The organism is Pseudomonas sp. A34-9 (assembly GCF_029543085.1).
GTDB lineage: Bacteria > Pseudomonadota > Gammaproteobacteria > Pseudomonadales > Pseudomonadaceae > Aquipseudomonas.
Genome location: NZ_CP119967.1, coordinates 5,794,442 through 5,811,868, shown reverse-complemented (window position 1 = coordinate 5,811,868; position 17,427 = coordinate 5,794,442). Strand labels below are relative to the sequence as shown.

Here is a 17,427-nt window from a genome sequence, read left to right as displayed (position 1 = left end):
GGGCTTTATGGCTCGTACTACTCCGATTAGCCGCTACCGTAACATCGGTATCGTCGCTCACGTGGATGCTGGTAAAACCACCACCACCGAGCGCGTCCTTTTTTACACCGGCAAAAGTCACAAAATGGGCGAGGTGCATGACGGCGCCGCGACCACAGACTGGATGGTTCAGGAGCAGGAGCGTGGTATTACCATTACTTCTGCTGCTATTACCGCCTTCTGGAAAGGTTCCGAGAAGCAGTACAAAGACGAGCATCGCTTCAACGTAATCGATACCCCGGGCCACGTTGACTTCACTATTGAAGTTGAACGCTCCCTGCGCGTACTCGACGGCGCTGTCGTTGTGTTCTGCGGTACTTCGGGTGTTGAGCCTCAGTCGGAAACCGTATGGCGTCAAGCCAACAAGTACGGCGTTCCACGTCTTGTTTACGTAAACAAGATGGACCGTGCTGGTGCCAACTTCCTGCGCGTGATCGGTCAGATCAAGCAGCGTCTGGGTCACACTCCGGTGCCAATCCAGTTGGCTATCGGTTCCGAAGACAACTTCCAGGGTCAGATCGATCTGATCAACATGCAAGCTGTCTACTGGAACGACTCTGACAAAGGTATGGTTCCTGTTCGCAAGGACATTCCTGCCGAGCTGCAAGAGCTGGCTGAAGAGTGGCGCAACAACATGGTTGAAGCTGCCGCCGAAGCCAACGAAGAGCTGATGAACAAGTACCTGGAAGGCGAAGAGCTGTCGATCGAAGAGATCAAGGCTGCTCTGCGTCAGCGTACTATCGCCGGTGAAATCGTTCTGGCCGTTTGCGGTTCTTCCTTCAAGAACAAGGGTGTTCCCCTGGTTCTCGACGCCGTTATCGACTACCTGCCTGCACCAACTGACATTCCAGCTATCAAGGGTACTAACCCTGATAACGAGGAAGAAGAGATGGAGCGTCATGCAGACGACAACGAGCCTTTCGCGGCTCTGGCGTTCAAGATCGCTACCGACCCATTCGTGGGTACTTTGACCTTCGTCCGCGTTTACTCGGGCGTGTTGAACTCCGGCGACGGCGTGATCAACTCGGTTAAAGGCAAGAAAGAGCGCGTGGGTCGTATGGTGCAAATGCACGCAAACGCCCGTGAAGAGATCAAGGAAGTACGCGCTGGTGACATCGCGGCCCTGATCGGCATGAAGGACGTCACCACTGGTGAAACCCTCTGCAACGCTGACAAGCCAATCATCCTGGTTCGTATGGACTTCCCGGAGCCGGTTATTTCGGTTGCCGTAGAGCCTAAGACCAAGGATGACCAGGAAAAAATGGGTATCGCTCTGGGCAAACTTGCTCAGGAAGACCCGTCTTTCCGCGTTAAAACTGATGAAGAGACTGGTCAAACGATCATCTCCGGCATGGGCGAGCTGCACCTGGACATCCTGGTTGACCGGATGCGCCGTGAGTTCAACGTCGAAGCCAACATCGGCAAGCCTCAGGTTTCGTATCGTGAGCGCATCACGAAGAACTGTGAAATCGAAGGCAAGTTCGTTCGTCAGTCCGGTGGTCGCGGCCAGTTTGGTCACTGCTGGATTCGTTTTGCTCCTGCTGACGAAGGTCAGGAAGGTCTGCAATTCGTGAACGAAGTTGTAGGTGGTGTGGTTCCTAAGGAATACATCCCGGCTATCCAGAAGGGTATCGAAGAGCAGATGAAGAACGGCGTTGTTGCCGGCTATCCGCTGATCGGCCTGAAGGCTACCGTGTTCGATGGTTCTTACCACGACGTCGACTCCAACGAGATGGCGTTTAAAGTGGCTGCTTCCATGGCGACCAAGCAACTGGCCCAGAAGGGCGGTGGTGAGTTGCTCGAGCCGATCATGGCGGTAGAGGTTGTTACGCCTGAAGACTATATGGGTGATGTGATGGGCGACCTTAACCGTCGTCGCGGCATGATCCAGGGTATGGAAGACACAGTGTCCGGCAAGGTTATCCGTGCCGAGGTTCCACTGGGTGAGATGTTCGGTTATGCGACCGACGTTCGTTCCATGTCCCAGGGTCGCGCAAGCTACTCTATGGAATTCAAAAAATACGATACGGCTCCGTCGCACATCGTCGAGTCCGTAACCAAAAAACAAGGCTGATTCAGCCCCTTTAGGCTAGGAGTTAATTGTCGTGGCTAAAGAAAAATTTGATCGTTCCCTACCGCACGTCAACGTTGGCACCATTGGTCACGTTGACCACGGTAAAACCACTCTGACTGCTGCTCTGACTCGCGTTTGCTCCGAAGTTTTCGGTTCCGCAATCGTTGACTTCGACAAGATCGACAGCGCACCGGAAGAGAAAGCTCGCGGTATCACCATCAACACCGCACACGTTGAGTACAACTCGAAGATCCGTCACTACGCTCACGTCGACTGCCCAGGTCACGCTGACTATGTGAAGAACATGATCACCGGTGCTGCTCAAATGGACGGCGCTATTCTGGTTTGCTCGGCCGCTGATGGTCCGATGCCACAAACCCGCGAGCACATCCTGCTGTCCCGTCAGGTTGGCGTTCCGTACATCGTGGTTTTCCTGAACAAGGCTGACCTGGTAGACGACGCTGAGCTGCTGGAACTGGTTGAGATGGAAGTTCGCGACCTGCTGTCCACCTACGACTTCCCGGGCGATGACACTCCAATCATCATCGGTTCGGCTCGTATGGCTCTGGAAGGCAAAGACGACAACGAGATGGGCACCACTGCCGTCAAGAAGCTGGTTGAAACTCTGGACAGCTACATCCCAGAACCAGTGCGTGTAACCGACAAGCCGTTCCTGATGCCAATCGAAGACGTATTCTCGATCTCGGGTCGCGGTACTGTTGTGACTGGTCGTATCGAGCGCGGTATCGTTCGCGTTCAAGATCCGCTGGAAATCGTTGGTCTGCGTGACACCACCGTTACTACTTGCACCGGTGTTGAAATGTTCCGCAAGCTGCTCGACGAAGGTCGTGCTGGCGAGAACTGCGGCGTTCTGCTGCGTGGCACCAAGCGTGACGACGTTGAGCGTGGTCAGGTTCTGGTTAAGCCGGGTTCGGTTAAGCCGCACACCACTTTCACTGCAGAAGTTTACGTTCTGAGCAAAGAGGAAGGCGGTCGTCACACTCCGTTCTTCAAAGGCTACCGTCCACAGTTCTACTTCCGTACTACTGACGTGACTGGTAACTGCGAGCTGCCAGAAGGCGTTGAAATGGTAATGCCAGGTGACAACATTCAGATGACTGTTACCCTGATCAAAACCATCGCGATGGAAGACGGTCTGCGTTTCGCTATCCGTGAAGGCGGTCGTACCGTCGGCGCTGGCGTCGTAGCCAAAATCATCGCGTAATTCTCTTTTATAGAGATTGCTTGATGATGTGAAAAAGCCCCCGCTCAGCGGGGGCTTTTTTATTGGGTTGACACCTATCTGGGGCGTCTATAGAATTGCGCCTCCTTTTAACGGGCGTATTGCGCTCGGTGGGAATAGCAGCCGGAGTCTGAAATCCAATGCAAAATCAGCAAATCCGTATCAGGTTGAAGGCTTTTGACCATCGCCTGATCGACCAATCAACCCAGGAAATCGTGGAAACCGCGAAACGTACTGGTGCTCAAGTGCGTGGTCCAATTCCACTGCCTACCCGTAAAGAGCGGTTCACCGTTCTGGTTTCTCCGCACGTCAACAAAGACGCGCGCGACCAGTACGAAATCCGCACTCATAAGCGCGTTCTGGACATCGTCCAGCCAACGGATAAAACCGTTGATGCACTTATGAAGCTTGATCTTGCGGCCGGTGTGGAAGTGCAGATCAGCCTCGGCTAAGACTCGGTCTTAGTCGTGTAACGCTCTGAAATGGGCGGCCATAGCGGGTGAAAGCCCCGTACACTCATGAGGTTTACAACATGACTATTGGTGTAGTCGGTCGTAAATGCGGTATGACCCGTATTTTCACCGAAGAAGGTGTCTCCATTCCGGTCACGGTCATTGAGATCGAACCGAATCGCGTCACCCAGTTCAAAACTGAAGAGACCGATGGCTATCGTGCAGTGCAAGTCACTGTCGGCGAGCGTCGTGCTTCGCGTGTAACAGCAGCTCAGGCTGGCCACTTCGCTAAAGCGAACGTTGCCGCTGGTCGCACCACCATGGAATTCCGTCTTGAAGAAGGCGAGTACCAGGCTGGCGATCTGATCAACGCTGAAATCTTCGCCGCTGGTCAACTGGTTGATGTAACCGGTCAGTCCAAAGGTAAAGGCTTCCAGGGTACGATCAAGCGTTGGAATTTCCGCGGGCAAGATAACACCCACGGTAACTCCGTATCCCACCGCGTCCCAGGCTCTATCGGCCAGTGCCAGACTCCTGGTCGTGTATTCAAGGGCAAAAAAATGTCCGGTCATATGGGCGCTGAGCGCGTGACCGTGCAGTCCCTGGAAGTAGTGCGCGTGGACGCTGAACGCAATCTGTTGTTGGTCAAGGGTGCTGTTCCTGGCGCTACTGGCGGCAACCTGGTTGTACGTCCAGCAGCCAAGGCTCGCGGTTAAGGGGAAGCTGACATGCAATTAAATGTAAATGACGCTCAAGCGATCGAAGTTTCCGAACTGACATTTGGCGGCGAATTCAACGAGACGCTGGTTCACCAAGCAGTCGTGGCCTACATGGCCGGCGGCCGTCAAGGTACCAAGCAGCAAAAGACCCGTTCCGACGTTCGTGGTGGCGGCAAGCGCCCATGGCGTCAGAAAGGTACTGGCCGTGCTCGTGCCGGTACTATCCGTAGCCCAATCTGGCGTGGCGGCGGTACCACTTTTGCAGCACGTCCACAGGATCACTCCCAGAAGCTGAACAAGAAGATGTATCGCGCAGCAATGCGTTCCATCCTTGCTGAGCTGGTGCGTACTGATCGTCTGGTCGTGGTTCAGGATTTCGCTGTTGAAACTCCGAAAACCAAAGATCTGCTGGGCAAGCTGAACAACATGAGCCTGACCGACGTTTTGATCGTGTCGGACGCTGTTGATCAGAACCTGTACCTGGCTGCTCGTAACCTGCCGCACGTAGATGTACGTGACGTTCAAGGTTCCGATCCAGTTAGTCTGATCGCATACGACAAGGTGTTGATCACCGTGTCGGCCGTGAAGAAATTCGAGGAGCTGCTGGGATGAACCAGGAACGCGTATTTAAAGTTCTGCTTGGCCCGCACGTTTCCGAGAAGGCTACGGTTCTGGCAGACAAGAAAGGCCAGTTCGTTTTCAAGGTTGCTACTGATGCAACCAAGCTGGAAATCAAGAAGGCCGTCGAAAGCCTGTTCAGCGTGAAAGTAGAGCGCGTCACTACCCTGAACGTTCTGGGTAAGAGCAAGCGCACTGCTCGCGGTCTGGGCAAGCGTAATGACTGGAAGAAGGCAGTTATCTCCCTTCAGCCAGGCCAAGATCTCGATTTCAGCAGCAGTGCTGAGTAAGGAAGGGGTGCATCATGGCAATCGTTAAATGCAAACCGACTTCCCCTGGCCGCCGTTTTGTGGTCAAGGTGGTCAACCAGGAGCTGCATAAAGGCGCTCCTCACGCACCGCTGCTCGAGAAAAAATCGAAGACTGGTGGTCGTAACAACAATGGCCGTATTACCACGCGTCACATCGGTGGTGGTCATAAGCAGCATTATCGTATGGTCGATTTCCGTCGCAACGACAAAGATGGCATCGTCGCCACTGTCGAGCGTATCGAATACGATCCAAACCGTACTGCTCACATCGCACTGCTCTGCTACGCAGACGGCGAGCGCCGCTACATCATCGCCCCTAAAGGCGTGAGTGCTGGCGACCAGCTGATCGCAGGCGCTCTGGCTCCAATCAAGCCAGGCAACGCTCTGCAACTGCGCAACATTCCAGTCGGTTCTACCGTACACGGCATCGAACTGAAGCCAGGTAAAGGCGCACAGATCGCTCGTTCCGCTGGTGCTTCGGCTCAGCTGATCGCTCGTGAAGGCGTGTACGTTACCCTGCGTCTGCGTTCCGGTGAAATGCGTAAAGTCCTGGCTGAATGCCGTGCGACCCTGGGCGAAGTCTCGAACTCCGAGCACAGCCTGCGTTCGCTGGGTAAAGCTGGTGCCAAACGCTGGCGTGGCGTTCGCCCAACCGTTCGTGGTGTTGCCATGAACCCGGTTGACCACCCGCATGGTGGTGGTGAAGGTCGTACCTCTGGTGGTCGTCATCCGGTATCGCCATGGGGCTTCCCGACTAAGGGCGCGAAGACTCGTGGTAATAAGCGTACCGACAAAATGATCGTCCGTCGTCGCAAGTAAATAGAGGGATACGACAGTGCCACGTTCTCTGAAAAAAGGTCCTTTTATTGATCTTCACCTACTGAAGAAGATCGAAGTGGCGGCGGAAAAGAACGATCGCAAACCAATTAAGACTTGGTCGCGTCGTTCGATGATCCTGCCACAGATGGTCGGTCTGACCATCGCCGTACATAACGGTCGTCAGCACGTCCCAGTTCTCGTGAACGAAGACATGGTCGGCCATAAACTGGGCGAGTTCGCCGGTACCCGCACATATCGTGGGCACGTGGCTGACAAGAAAGCCAAGCGTTAAGGGGTTAGGAAATGGAAGTAGCCGCTAAGTTGTCGGGCGCTCGAATCTCCGCCCAGAAAGCCCGCTTGGTCGCCGACCAGATCCGCGGGAAGAAGGTGGGCGAAGCGCTCAACTTGTTGGCTTTCAGCAGTAAGAAAGCCGCCGAGATCATGAAGAAAGTGCTGGAGTCGGCCGTAGCCAACGCCGAGCATAACGAAGGCGCAGACGTTGATGACCTTAAGGTCAGCACCGTTTTCGTCAACGAAGGGCGTTCGCTGAAGCGCATCATGCCACGTGCCAAAGGCCGTGCTGATCGCATCGTCAAGCGGTCTTGCCATATCACTGTCAAGGTTGCTGACAAGTAACGGAGTCGAAGAGATGGGTCAGAAAGTACATCCCATTGGCATTCGCCTGGGAATCGTCAAGGAGCACACCTCCGTCTGGTACGCAGACGGTCGGACTTATGCGGACTACTTGTTCGCAGATCTGAAAGTGCGTGAGTATCTCCAAGACAAACTAAAAAGCGCGTCCGTAAGCCGTATCGATATCCATCGTCCGGCCCAAACTGCACGTATCACCATCCACACCGCTCGTCCAGGTATCGTTATCGGGAAGAAGGGTGAAGATGTTGAGAAACTGCGTCAGGACCTGACCAAGCAAATGGGTGTGCCTGTGCACATCAATATCGAAGAGATCCGCAAGCCGGAACTCGACGGTATGCTGGTTGCGCAGAGCGTAGCTCAGCAGCTGGAGCGTCGTGTAATGTTCCGTCGCGCTATGAAGCGCGCCGTTCAGAACGCCATGCGCATTGGTGCCAAAGGCATCAAAATCCAAGTGAGCGGTCGTCTCGGCGGTGCTGAAATCGCACGTACTGAATGGTATCGCGAAGGTCGTGTGCCATTGCACACCCTGCGTGCCGACATCGACTATGCCAACTACGAAGCTCACACCACTTACGGTGTGATCGGTGTAAAGGTTTGGATCTTCAAAGGCGAAGTAATTGGTGGTCGCCAAGAAGAGCTGAAACCACAAGCACCAGCGCCTCGTAAAAAAGCTGCTAAGTAAGGGGTACGCCAAATGTTGCAACCTAAGCGTACGAAGTTCCGCAAGCAGATGACAGGCCACAACCGTGGTCTGGCTCAGCGCGGTAGCAAAGTCAGCTTCGGCGAGTTCGCGCTGAAGTCTGTAGCTCGTGGTCGTCTCACCGCTCGTCAGATCGAGTCAGCGCGTCGTGCACTGACCCGTCACGTTAAACGTGGCGGCAAGATCTGGATCCGTGTATTCCCGGACAAGCCTATTTCCAAGAAGCCACTCGAAGTTCGGATGGGTAAAGGTAAGGGTAGTGTGGAGTACTGGGTTGCCCAGATTCAGCCAGGCAAAGTCCTGTATGAAATCGAGGGTGTTTCTGAAGAGCTGGCGCGTGAGGCTTTTGCCCTGGCTGCTGCAAAGCTGCCGCTCGCCACCGCCTTTGTTAAACGGACGGTGATGTGATGAAAGCGAATGAACTTCGTGAAAAATCCGCACAGCAGCTGAACGAGCAACTGCTCGGCTTGCTGCGCGACCAGTTCAATCTGCGTATGCAGAAAGCAACTGGCCAGTTGGGGCAGTCTCATCTGCTCTCGCAAGTTAAACGTGACATCGCTCGCGTGAAGACTGTGCTCAACCAGCAGGCAGGTAAGTAATCATGGCTGAAGCCGAAAAAACTGTCCGTACGCTGACTGGCCGTGTTGTCAGCGACAAGATGGACAAAACCATCACCGTACTGATCGAGCGTCGCGTTAAGCACCCGATCTACGGTAAATACGTTAAGCGTTCGACTAAGCTGCACGCGCACGACGAAACCAATCAGTGCCACATCGGCGACAAAGTCACTATTCGTGAAACTCGTCCTTTGGCCAAGACCAAGTCTTGGGCGCTGGTTGATGTTCTCGAACGCGCTGTGGAAGTCTAAGGACTAGGGGTCGGAGAAATTATATGATTCAGACTCAATCCATGCTCGATGTGGCCGATAACAGCGGCGCTCGCCGCGTTATGTGCATCAAGGTGCTGGGTGGCTCCCATCGTCGTTACGCTGGTATCGGTGACATCATCAAAGTTACCGTGAAGGAAGCAATTCCTCGCGGTAAGGTGAAAAAAGGCCAAGTGATGACTGCTGTTGTAGTCCGCACTCGTCACGGCGTACGTCGTGCTGATGGCTCCATTATCCGCTTTGATGGCAACGCTGCTGTTCTTCTGAACAACAAGCAAGAGCCGATCGGCACCCGTATCTTTGGGCCAGTGACCCGTGAACTTCGTACTGAGAAGTTCATGAAGATCGTCTCGCTCGCCCCAGAAGTGCTGTAAGGAGATCCGACATGCAAAAGATTCGTCGTGACGACGAGATCATCGTGATCGCCGGCAAAGACAAAGGTAAGCGCGGTAAGGTGCTTAAGGTTCTTGCTAATAACCGTCTGGTTATTGGTGGTCTGAACCTGGTTAAGCGTCATACCAAGCCTAACCCGATGTCGGGCGTGCAAGGCGGTATCGTCGAAAAAGAAGCTCCACTGGACGCTTCTAACGTCGCCATTTTCAACGGCGAAACCAACAAGGCTGACCGCGTTGGTTTCAAAGTAGAAGACGGCAAGAAAATTCGTGTCTTCAAGTCGACCCAAAAAGCGGTTGATGCTTGAACACTGCTAGGTAGAAGACCATGGCACGACTAAAAGAGATTTACTGGAAGGAAATCGCACCGAAGCTTAAGGAAGAACTTAAGCTTTCGAACGTGATGGAAGTTCCACGCGTTACAAAAATCACCCTGAACATGGGTCTGGGCGAAGCTGTTGGTGACAAGAAAGTCATCGAGCATGCTGTTGCTGACCTGGAAAAGATCACCGGCCAAAAAGTCGTTGTGACCTACGCTCGTAAATCCATCGCTGGCTTTAAAGTCCGTGAAGGATGGCCGATCGGCGTCAAGGTGACCCTGCGCCGTGAGCGTATGTATGAGTTCCTGGATCGTCTGCTGTCGATCTCCCTGCCTCGGGTTCGCGACTTCCGCGGCCTGAATGCCAAGTCCTTCGATGGTCGTGGTAACTACAGCATGGGCGTGAAAGAGCAGATCATTTTCCCGGAAATCGACTACGACAAGATCGATGCTCTCCGCGGTCTGGACATCACCCTGACCACCACTGCCAAGAACGATGATGAAGGCCGCGCTCTGCTGCGTGCTTTCAAATTCCCGTTCCGCAACTGATTGGAGTAGGAAAATGGCCAAGAAGAGCATGAAAAACCGTGAGCTGAAGCGTCAGCTCACTGTTGCCAAGTACGCCACCAAGCGTGCAGCGCTGAAAGCTATCATCGTTGATCTGAACGCAAGTCCAGAAGCACGTTGGGAAGCTACCGTAGCTCTGCAGAAGCAACCACGTGACGCAAGCGCTGCGCGCATGCGTAACCGTTGCCGCCTGACTGGTCGTCCGCACGGCGTTTACCGCAAGTTCGGCCTTGGCCGTAACAAGCTGCGTGAAGCTGCAATGCGTGGTGACGTACCAGGTCTGGTTAAAGCCAGCTGGTAATTTCTGTCAAAGTCTCGATGTTCGGGTTCGGAAGAACCTGACCATCGGTGGCCTTGAATCTGAATCAAGCCCCTTTTGGGGCTTGATTCATTTCTGGGGTGTGTCTAGAATGACCGGCTCGCCTGAGCCCGTGTTTTTCATGCCCGGAAGTTCTCGGCGACAAGTAGTAGCCGCAAGGCTAATTTTTCTGTATTAGGAGCGTCTAGCCCATGAGTATGCAGGACCCGTTAGCGGACATGCTAACTCGAATCCGTAATGCCCAGATGGCTGAAAAGTCTGTCGTAAGCATGCCGTCTTCCACGCTGAAGGTGGCTGTAGCAAAAGTCCTGAAGGACGAAGGTTACATCGCGGATTTTCAGATCACCACCGACGCTAAGCCGTCGTTGTCCATCGAGCTGAAGTACTTCGAAGGCCGTCCGGTTATCGAAGAAGTGAAGCGCGTTAGTCGTCCAGGCCTGCGTCAGTACAAGTCCGTTGAAGATCTGCCGAAAGTTCGTGGCGGTCTTGGCGTGTCTATCGTCTCCACCAACAAAGGTGTGATGACGGATCGTGCTGCGCGCGCTGCCGGTGTCGGCGGCGAAGTTCTTTGCACTGTGTTCTAAGGGGGGATAAGCATGTCTCGCGTCGCTAAGAACCCCGTTAAGCTGCCAGCCGGTGTCGAAGTAAAATTCGCAGGCCAACAGCTTTCGGTGAAGGGTGCCAAGGGTACTCTTGAACTGAACATCCATTCGTCCGTTGAGATCGTTGAAGAAGCTGGTGAGCTGCGTTTCGCTGCTCGCAATGGCGATCAACAAACTCGCGCAATGGCCGGTACCACGCGTGCGTTGGTAAACAACATGGTCCAAGGCGTAAGCCAAGGCTTCGAGCGCAAGCTCCAGCTGGTCGGTGTTGGTTACAAGGCGCAAGCAAAAGGCTCGGTTCTGAACCTGGCCCTTGGCTTCTCGCACCCAGTGGATTACGAACTGCCGGAAGGCATCACCGCTGAGACTCCTAGCCAGACCGATATCCTGATCAAGGGCATCGATAAGCAGCTGGTAGGTCAAGTGGCCGCTGAGATCCGCGACTTCCGTCCACCAGAGCCGTACAAAGGCAAAGGTGTGCGCTACGCGGACGAAGTCGTCCGTCGTAAAGAAGCCAAGAAGAAGTAGGGCATAGCAAATGACCGACAAAAAAGTTACTCGACTGCGTCGCGCTCGCAAAGCACGCCTGAAAATGCACGAACTCGAAGTCGTGCGTCTCTGCGTGTTCCGCTCGTCGCAGCACATCTACGCCCAGGTCATCTCGGCCGACGGCAACAAAGTCCTGGCAAGCGCCTCGACTTTGGATAAAGAACTGCGTGATGGCGCCACTGGCAACATCGACGCGGCCACAAAGGTTGGCCAGCTGGTCGCTACGCGTGCTAAGGCCGCTGGCGTCTCGCAAGTGGCTTTCGACCGCTCTGGCTTCAAGTACCACGGCCGCGTTAAAGCGCTGGCTGATGCTGCTCGTGAAGCTGGGCTGGAGTTCTAAGTTATGTCAAATAACGACCAAAAGCGCGACGAAGGCTACATTGAGAAGCTGGTTCAAGTTAACCGCGTAGCCAAAACCGTTAAAGGCGGCCGTATCTTCACTTTCACCGCGTTGACCGTGGTTGGTGATGGTAAAGGGCGTGTTGGCTTCGGCCGTGGCAAGTCGCGTGAAGTGCCTGCTGCGATCCAGAAGGCAATGGAAGCTGCTCGCCGCAACATGATCCAAGTTGATCTGAACGGCACCACTCTGCAGTACGCAATGAAGTCCGCTCACGGCGCTTCGAAGGTGTACATGCAGCCTGCTTCTGAAGGTACCGGTATCATCGCTGGCGGCGCTATGCGTGCTGTCCTCGAAGTTGCTGGCGTTCAGAACGTTCTGGCCAAGTGCTACGGCTCGACTAACCCGGTAAACGTGGTTCACGCCACTTTCAAAGGTTTGAAAGCTATGCAGTCTCCTGAATCCATTGCCGCCAAGCGTGGCAAAAGCGTCAAGGAGATCTTCTGATCATGGCTACCGTTAAAGTAACGCTGATCAAAAGCATGACCGGCCGCATCCCTAACCACAAACTGTGCGTTAAGGGTCTGGGTCTGCGTCGCATCGGTCACACTGTAGAAGTCCAGGATACTCCCGAGAATCGCGGGATGATCAACAAGGCTTACTACATGCTGCGTGTCGAGGGTTAATCGATGAAACTCAATGATCTGAGTCCAGCGCCGGGTTCCCGTCGCGAAAAGCATCGTCCGGGCCGTGGTATCGGTAGCGGTTTGGGTAAGACTGGTGGCCGTGGTCACAAAGGTCAGACCTCCCGCTCCGGTGGCACCATTGCTCCAGGCTTTGAAGGCGGTCAACAGCCGCTGCATCGTCGCCTGCCGAAGTTCGGTTTCGTTTCCCTGAAAGCCATGGATCGCGCAGAAGTGCGTTTGTCCGAGCTGGCTAAAGTGGAAGGCGACATCGTCACCGTGCAGTCCCTGAAAGATGCCAACGTGATCAACGTCAACGTACAGCGTGTGAAAATCATGCTGTCCGGTGAAGTGACTCGCGCTGTCACTATCGGCAAGGGAATCGGCGCCACCAAAGGTGCGCGTGCGGCTATCGAAGCAGCTGGCGGCAAGTTCGAGGAATAAATGGCTAAGCAAGGTGCTCTCTCTGCGCTCGGCAAAGGCGGTATGTCTGAACTCTGGGCTCGTCTGCGTTTTCTGTTCCTGGCGATTATCGTCTACCGAATAGGCGCACACATCCCGGTTCCAGGTATCAACCCGGACCGACTCGCAGACCTGTTTCGACAGAATGAGGGGACCATTCTTAGCTTGTTCAACATGTTCTCCGGCGGCGCGCTGGAACGGATGAGCATCTTTGCACTGGGGATCATGCCGTACATTTCGGCATCGATCATCATGCAACTGATGACCGCCGTCAGCCCGCAGCTGGAGCAGTTGAAGAAGGAAGGTGAAGCTGGCCGTCGCAAGATCAGCCAGTACACCCGCTACGGCACCGTCGTCCTCGCTCTCGTTCAGGCTATTGGCATGTCCATTGGTCTGGCGGGGCAGGGCGTTGCGTTCACTGGTGACTTTGGCTTCCATTTCGTCGCGGTATCCACTTTTGTGGCTGGTGCGATGTTCATGATGTGGCTGGGTGAGCAGATTACTGAGCGTGGTGTAGGTAACGGTATCTCGATGTTGATTTTTTCGGGTATCGTCGCCGGTCTTCCGAGAGCAATCGGGCAGTCTTTCGAGTCTGCGCGTCAGGGTGATATCAACATCTTCGCCTTGGTTGCCATCGGTTTGCTGGCAGTAGCGATTATCGGTTTTGTGGTGTTCATTGAGCGTGGTCAGCGTCGTATCGCTGTTCACTACGCCAAGCGTCAGCAGGGCCGCAAGGTTTTTGCTGCGCAGACAAGCCACTTGCCGCTGAAAGTGAACATGGCCGGTGTTATTCCGGCTATTTTCGCGAGCAGCATTTTGCTGTTCCCGGCTTCGCTGGGTGCCTGGTTTGGTCAGTCTGAAGGTATGGGCTGGTTGCAGGACATCTCGCAGTCGATCGCTCCTGGTCAGCCGTTGAATATTCTGCTGTTTAGTGCAGGGATTATTTTCTTCTGCTTCTTCTATACGGCGTTGATGTTCAATCCGAAAGACGTAGCGGAAAACCTGAAGAAGTCCGGTGCCTTTATTCCGGGCATCCGTCCAGGTGAGCAGTCTGCGCGCTACATTGATGGCGTTCTGACCCGCTTGACCATGTTCGGTGCTCTTTACATGACGGCCGTGTGCCTGTTGCCCCAGTTCCTGGTGGTTGCAGCAAACGTTCCGTTCTACCTTGGCGGGACCTCGTTGCTGATCGTGGTCGTGGTTGTGATGGACTTCATGTCCCAAGTACAATCGCACCTCGTTTCGCACCAGTACGAATCCCTGATGAAGAAAGCCAACCTGAAGGGTTACGGCAGCGGCATGTTGCGCTGAGTACCCATAAGGTTCGAGGAGTTGGTGATGAAAGTTCGTGCATCGGTGAAAAAGCTGTGCCGTAACTGCAAGATTATTCGCCGCGAAGGTGTTGTTCGAGTAATTTGCAGCGCGGAACCGCGTCACAAACAGCGCCAAGGCTGAGTGTGATCCGCTTGAAGCCCGGCAGCTAGTGCGCTGCCGGGTTGATTATTTGTTATTACAGCGATATTATCTCGCGCCCTATTTCTTGGCTTCCGGGGCGTAGGTAGCTGTCAATTGGAGTCCCACTGAATGGCCCGTATTGCAGGCGTTAACATTCCAGATAACAAGCACACTGTTATCTCGCTGACCTACATCTATGGTGTTGGTCGCACTACTGCGCAGAAAATTTGCGCAGAGACTGGGGTAAACCCAGCCGCAAAGATCAAAGATCTGAGCGACGAGCAGATTGAGCAATTGCGTGGCGAAGTGGCGAAGTTCACCACTGAAGGTGACCTGCGTCGCGAAATCAACATGAAAATCAAGCGTTTGATGGACCTCGGTTGCTACCGTGGTCTGCGTCATCGTCGTGGTCTTCCAGTACGCGGTCAGCGTACCAAGACTAACGCGCGTACCCGTAAAGGTCCGCGTAAGCCGATCCGCAAGTAATCGCCCACGCGAATCGACAGGAAATTAATCATGGCAAAACCTGCTGCTCGTCCTCGTAAAAAAGTTAAAAAGACAGTGGTTGATGGCATCGCCCACATCCATGCTTCTTTTAACAACACAATCGTGACCATCACCGACCGTCAAGGTAACGCGCTTTCTTGGGCTACCTCTGGTGGTTCGGGTTTCCGCGGTTCCCGCAAGTCCACCCCGTTCGCTGCTCAAGTAGCTGCTGAACGTGCTGGTCAAGCTGCGCTGGAATATGGCCTGAAAAACCTCGACGTCAACGTCAAAGGTCCAGGTCCAGGTCGTGAATCCGCAGTCCGCGCTTTGAACGGCTGTGGCTACAAGATCGCCAGCATCACCGACGTGACGCCAATCCCGCACAACGGGTGCCGTCCGCCGAAGAAGCGCCGCGTGTAATCCAGGAGATTGTAAAGAATGGCTCGTTACATTGGTCCAAAATGCAAACTCGCTCGTCGCGAAGGCACCGATCTCTTCCTGAAGAGCGGCGTGCGCGCGATCGAATCGAAGTGCAACATTGAAGCAGCACCTGGTATCCACGGCCAACGCCGCGGTCGCCAGTCCGACTACGGCACCCAACTGCGTGAAAAGCAGAAGGTCCGTCGTATCTACGGCGTTCTCGAGCGTCAGTTCAGCGGCTACTACAAAGAAGCTGCTGGCAAGAAAGGTGCAACCGGTGAAAACCTGCTGCAACTGCTCGAATGCCGTCTGGACAACGTCGTATATCGTATGGGCTTTGGTTCGACTCGTGCTGAATCCCGTCAACTGGTATCGCACAAGTCGATCAGCGTTAACGGTCAGACCGTAAACGTTCCGTCGTATCAGGTTCGTGCTGGTGACGTGGTTGCAGTTCGCGAGAAAGCAAAAAACCAGCTTCGCATTGTCCAAGCTCTCGATCTGTGTGCCCAACGTGGCCGCGTAGAATGGGTAGAAGTAGACACTGAGAAGAAGTCGGGCGTTTTCAAGAACGTTCCTGCTCGCAGTGATCTGTCCGCCGACATCAACGAAAGCCTGATTGTCGAGCTCTACTCCAAGTAAGGGCTAGAAAATAGGTGCATCCATGCAGATTTCGGTAAATGAGTTCCTGACACCCCGCCATATTGATGTGCAGGTTGTCAGTCCAACCCGCGCCAAGATCACTCTCGAGCCTCTCGAGCGTGGTTTTGGCCACACCCTGGGCAACGCGCTGCGCCGCATCCTGTTGTCCTCAATGCCCGGCTGCGCAGTAGTCGAGGCCGAGATTGACGGTGTGCTCCACGAGTACAGCGCCATCGAAGGTGTACAGGAAGACGTAATTGAAATCCTGTTGAACCTTAAAGGTCTGGCCATCAAGCTGCACGGTCGTGACGAAGTTACGCTGACCTTGTCGAAGAAGGGTTCGGGGGTGGTTACCGCTGCCGATATTCAGCTGGATCATGATGTCGAGATCGTTAATCCCGATCACGTAATCGCTAACCTGGCGTCTAACGGCGCCCTGAACATGAAGCTCACCGTAGCTCGTGGTCGTGGTTATGAACCAGCAGACTCGCGTCAGAGCGATGAAGACGAAAGCCGCAGCATCGGTCGCTTGCAGCTCGACTCTTCGTTCAGCCCGGTTCGCCGTATCGCATACGTGGTGGAAAACGCCCGTGTCGAGCAGCGTACTAACCTGGACAAGCTGGTTATTGATCTGGAAACCAACGGTACTCTGGATCCTGAAGAGGCTATCCGCCGCGCTGCAACCATTCTGCAACAGCAGTTGGCTGCGTTCGTCGACCTCAAAGGTGACAGTGAGCCAGTGGTTGTCGAGCAGGAAGACGAGATCGATCCGATCCTGCTTCGCCCGGTTGACGATCTGGAACTGACTGTACGTTCGGCTAACTGCCTTAAGGCGGAAAACATCTACTACATCGGTGACCTGATCCAGCGCACCGAAGTGGAGCTGTTGAAGACTCCGAACCTGGGCAAGAAATCCTTGACTGAAATCAAGGACGTTCTGGCCTCCCGCGGTCTGTCCCTCGGCATGCGCCTCGACAACTGGCCGCCTGCAAGTCTTAAGAAGGACGACAAGGCGACTGCCTGATCGTCGTAATCACCGAACGTAGTGTTTGGTAAGGAATGAACCATGCGTCATCGTAAAAGTGGTCGTCACCTGAGCCGCACCAGCTCGCACCGCAAGGCCATGTTTCAAAACATGGCGGTGTCGCTGTTCGAGCACGAGCTGATCAAAACTACTCTGCCAAAAGCCAAAGAACTGCGTCGCGTTGCTGAGCCGCTGATCACTCTGGCCAAGACAGACAGCCTGGCTAACCGCCGTCTGGCTTTCGACCGTACTCGTTCGAAAGCCATCGTTGGTAAGCTCTTCAACGACCTGGGCAAGCGTTACGCTACCCGTGAGGGTGGCTACCTGCGCATCCTCAAGTGCGGTTTCCGCACTGGCGACAACGCGCCTATGGCGTACGTCGAGTTGGTTGATCGTGCTACTGCTGGCGAAGCTGTATCCGCCGAGTAAGACGTCAGTCTGAAACGAAGAACCGGGCCTAGTGCCCGGTTTTTTGTGTCCGCAGAAAAATGCGCTGTTCGTACAAGCTTCTGACACCGTTGTGTTGTCACTATGTGCTGGGAAACATAATTAGTAATTATCTATCGATGTCTGCAAGTTAATGAATTTGTGGCTGTCATATTGATGATCAATAATTCCCAGCAAGCCGATTAGCCGGCAGTTTCAAGACTGACAGAGGA

30 protein-coding genes are annotated in these 17,427 nt (G+C 54.3%); all 30 read left to right on the top strand.

Annotated features, from left to right (window positions below):
* Positions 1–7 precede the first annotated feature (7 nt).
* The 30 genes from fusA (at position 8) to rplQ (ending at position 17,197) form a co-directional block, all read left to right on the top strand.
* Positions 8–2,113 (top strand): elongation factor G, encoded by a 2,106-nt coding sequence (gene fusA, locus P3G59_RS26070; protein ID WP_277759505.1) that lies wholly within the window; start codon positions 8–10, stop codon positions 2,111–2,113.
* 31 nt (positions 2,114–2,144) lie between these two features.
* On the top strand, positions 2,145–3,338 hold the full coding sequence (gene tuf, locus P3G59_RS26065; protein ID WP_007918472.1) for an elongation factor Tu: 1,194 nt from the start codon (positions 2,145–2,147) through the stop codon (positions 3,336–3,338).
* Positions 3,339–3,496: 158 nt separating this feature from the next.
* Positions 3,497–3,808 carry a 30S ribosomal protein S10 gene (rpsJ, locus tag P3G59_RS26060; RefSeq protein WP_003186070.1) on the top strand — a complete coding sequence of 104 codons (312 nt, stop codon included), beginning with the start codon at positions 3,497–3,499 and terminating at the stop codon, positions 3,806–3,808.
* 80 nt (positions 3,809–3,888) lie between these two features.
* Complete coding sequence (gene rplC, locus P3G59_RS26055) at positions 3,889–4,524, top strand: 50S ribosomal protein L3 (protein ID WP_003228738.1); 636 nt, start codon at positions 3,889–3,891, stop codon at positions 4,522–4,524.
* Between the two features lie 12 nt (positions 4,525–4,536).
* Positions 4,537–5,139 carry a 50S ribosomal protein L4 gene (rplD, locus tag P3G59_RS26050; RefSeq protein ID WP_007918468.1) on the top strand — a complete coding sequence of 201 codons (603 nt, stop codon included), beginning with the start codon at positions 4,537–4,539 and terminating at the stop codon, positions 5,137–5,139.
* The gene (gene rplW / locus P3G59_RS26045; RefSeq protein WP_002555488.1) at positions 5,136–5,435 is read left to right on the top strand and encodes a 50S ribosomal protein L23; all 300 of its coding nucleotides are present in this window, start codon (positions 5,136–5,138) and stop codon (positions 5,433–5,435) included. Before rplD ends, rplW begins: the two co-directional genes overlap by 4 nt.
* A gap of 14 nt (positions 5,436–5,449) precedes the next feature.
* A complete protein-coding gene (gene rplB, locus P3G59_RS26040) occupies positions 5,450–6,274 on the top strand; it encodes a 50S ribosomal protein L2 (protein WP_003228734.1) in 825 nt (274 codons plus the stop codon).
* A 16-nt stretch (positions 6,275–6,290) separates the two neighbouring features.
* Positions 6,291–6,566, top strand: coding sequence for a 30S ribosomal protein S19 (rpsS, locus tag P3G59_RS26035; RefSeq protein ID WP_003228731.1), 276 nt, complete (start codon positions 6,291–6,293; stop codon positions 6,564–6,566).
* An 11-nt stretch (positions 6,567–6,577) separates the two neighbouring features.
* Positions 6,578–6,910 (top strand): 50S ribosomal protein L22, encoded by a 333-nt coding sequence (gene rplV / locus P3G59_RS26030; protein WP_003103908.1) that lies wholly within the window; start codon positions 6,578–6,580, stop codon positions 6,908–6,910.
* 13 nt (positions 6,911–6,923) lie between these two features.
* Complete coding sequence (rpsC, locus tag P3G59_RS26025) at positions 6,924–7,610, top strand: 30S ribosomal protein S3 (protein ID WP_003176422.1); 687 nt, start codon at positions 6,924–6,926, stop codon at positions 7,608–7,610.
* Positions 7,611–7,622: 12 nt separating this feature from the next.
* The gene (gene rplP, locus P3G59_RS26020; protein WP_007896757.1) at positions 7,623–8,036 is read left to right on the top strand and encodes a 50S ribosomal protein L16; all 414 of its coding nucleotides are present in this window, start codon (positions 7,623–7,625) and stop codon (positions 8,034–8,036) included.
* The gene (gene rpmC / locus P3G59_RS26015) at positions 8,036–8,227 is read left to right on the top strand and encodes a 50S ribosomal protein L29 (RefSeq protein WP_002555481.1); all 192 of its coding nucleotides are present in this window, start codon (positions 8,036–8,038) and stop codon (positions 8,225–8,227) included. Before rplP ends, rpmC begins: the two co-directional genes overlap by 1 nt.
* Positions 8,228–8,229: 2 nt before the next feature.
* Positions 8,230–8,496: a 30S ribosomal protein S17 gene (gene rpsQ / locus P3G59_RS26010; protein WP_003176419.1), complete on the top strand. Its 267-nt coding sequence runs from the start codon at positions 8,230–8,232 to the stop codon at positions 8,494–8,496.
* Positions 8,497–8,519: 23 nt separating this feature from the next.
* Entirely contained in the window at positions 8,520–8,888 is a 369-nt protein-coding gene (gene rplN, locus P3G59_RS26005; RefSeq protein WP_002555479.1) for a 50S ribosomal protein L14, read from the top strand.
* Between the two features lie 11 nt (positions 8,889–8,899).
* Positions 8,900–9,214 carry a 50S ribosomal protein L24 gene (rplX, locus tag P3G59_RS26000; protein WP_003176416.1) on the top strand — a complete coding sequence of 105 codons (315 nt, stop codon included), beginning with the start codon at positions 8,900–8,902 and terminating at the stop codon, positions 9,212–9,214.
* A gap of 20 nt (positions 9,215–9,234) precedes the next feature.
* On the top strand, positions 9,235–9,774 hold the full coding sequence (gene rplE / locus P3G59_RS25995) for a 50S ribosomal protein L5 (protein WP_003176415.1): 540 nt from the start codon (positions 9,235–9,237) through the stop codon (positions 9,772–9,774).
* A 13-nt stretch (positions 9,775–9,787) separates the two neighbouring features.
* The gene (rpsN, locus tag P3G59_RS25990) at positions 9,788–10,093 is read left to right on the top strand and encodes a 30S ribosomal protein S14 (RefSeq protein ID WP_007918460.1); all 306 of its coding nucleotides are present in this window, start codon (positions 9,788–9,790) and stop codon (positions 10,091–10,093) included.
* 209 nt (positions 10,094–10,302) lie between these two features.
* Positions 10,303–10,695 carry a 30S ribosomal protein S8 gene (gene rpsH / locus P3G59_RS25985; RefSeq protein ID WP_007918458.1) on the top strand — a complete coding sequence of 131 codons (393 nt, stop codon included), beginning with the start codon at positions 10,303–10,305 and terminating at the stop codon, positions 10,693–10,695.
* A gap of 12 nt (positions 10,696–10,707) precedes the next feature.
* The gene (rplF, locus tag P3G59_RS25980; protein ID WP_024077677.1) at positions 10,708–11,241 is read left to right on the top strand and encodes a 50S ribosomal protein L6; all 534 of its coding nucleotides are present in this window, start codon (positions 10,708–10,710) and stop codon (positions 11,239–11,241) included.
* A gap of 10 nt (positions 11,242–11,251) precedes the next feature.
* Positions 11,252–11,602, top strand: coding sequence for a 50S ribosomal protein L18 (gene rplR / locus P3G59_RS25975; RefSeq protein WP_003186037.1), 351 nt, complete (start codon positions 11,252–11,254; stop codon positions 11,600–11,602).
* 3 nt (positions 11,603–11,605) lie between these two features.
* The gene (rpsE, locus tag P3G59_RS25970; protein WP_003186035.1) at positions 11,606–12,106 is read left to right on the top strand and encodes a 30S ribosomal protein S5; all 501 of its coding nucleotides are present in this window, start codon (positions 11,606–11,608) and stop codon (positions 12,104–12,106) included.
* 2 nt (positions 12,107–12,108) lie between these two features.
* Positions 12,109–12,285, top strand: coding sequence for a 50S ribosomal protein L30 (gene rpmD / locus P3G59_RS25965; protein WP_003176408.1), 177 nt, complete (start codon positions 12,109–12,111; stop codon positions 12,283–12,285).
* Between the two features lie 3 nt (positions 12,286–12,288).
* Positions 12,289–12,726 (top strand): 50S ribosomal protein L15, encoded by a 438-nt coding sequence (gene rplO, locus P3G59_RS25960; RefSeq protein WP_003228720.1) that lies wholly within the window; start codon positions 12,289–12,291, stop codon positions 12,724–12,726.
* Entirely contained in the window at positions 12,727–14,055 is a 1,329-nt protein-coding gene (gene secY / locus P3G59_RS25955) for a preprotein translocase subunit SecY (RefSeq protein WP_003228718.1), read from the top strand.
* 27 nt (positions 14,056–14,082) lie between these two features.
* Positions 14,083–14,199 carry a 50S ribosomal protein L36 gene (gene rpmJ, locus P3G59_RS25950; protein ID WP_002555468.1) on the top strand — a complete coding sequence of 39 codons (117 nt, stop codon included), beginning with the start codon at positions 14,083–14,085 and terminating at the stop codon, positions 14,197–14,199.
* A 129-nt stretch (positions 14,200–14,328) separates the two neighbouring features.
* The gene (rpsM, locus tag P3G59_RS25945) at positions 14,329–14,685 is read left to right on the top strand and encodes a 30S ribosomal protein S13 (protein WP_009045849.1); all 357 of its coding nucleotides are present in this window, start codon (positions 14,329–14,331) and stop codon (positions 14,683–14,685) included.
* A gap of 30 nt (positions 14,686–14,715) precedes the next feature.
* The gene (gene rpsK, locus P3G59_RS25940) at positions 14,716–15,105 is read left to right on the top strand and encodes a 30S ribosomal protein S11 (protein ID WP_002555466.1); all 390 of its coding nucleotides are present in this window, start codon (positions 14,716–14,718) and stop codon (positions 15,103–15,105) included.
* An 18-nt stretch (positions 15,106–15,123) separates the two neighbouring features.
* Positions 15,124–15,744 carry a 30S ribosomal protein S4 gene (gene rpsD / locus P3G59_RS25935; protein WP_003176404.1) on the top strand — a complete coding sequence of 207 codons (621 nt, stop codon included), beginning with the start codon at positions 15,124–15,126 and terminating at the stop codon, positions 15,742–15,744.
* A gap of 22 nt (positions 15,745–15,766) precedes the next feature.
* Positions 15,767–16,768 carry a DNA-directed RNA polymerase subunit alpha gene (gene rpoA, locus P3G59_RS25930; protein ID WP_003186012.1) on the top strand — a complete coding sequence of 334 codons (1,002 nt, stop codon included), beginning with the start codon at positions 15,767–15,769 and terminating at the stop codon, positions 16,766–16,768.
* Positions 16,769–16,810: 42 nt separating this feature from the next.
* Positions 16,811–17,197: a 50S ribosomal protein L17 gene (gene rplQ, locus P3G59_RS25925; RefSeq protein ID WP_007918448.1), complete on the top strand. Its 387-nt coding sequence runs from the start codon at positions 16,811–16,813 to the stop codon at positions 17,195–17,197.
* Positions 17,198–17,427 lie beyond the last annotated feature (230 nt).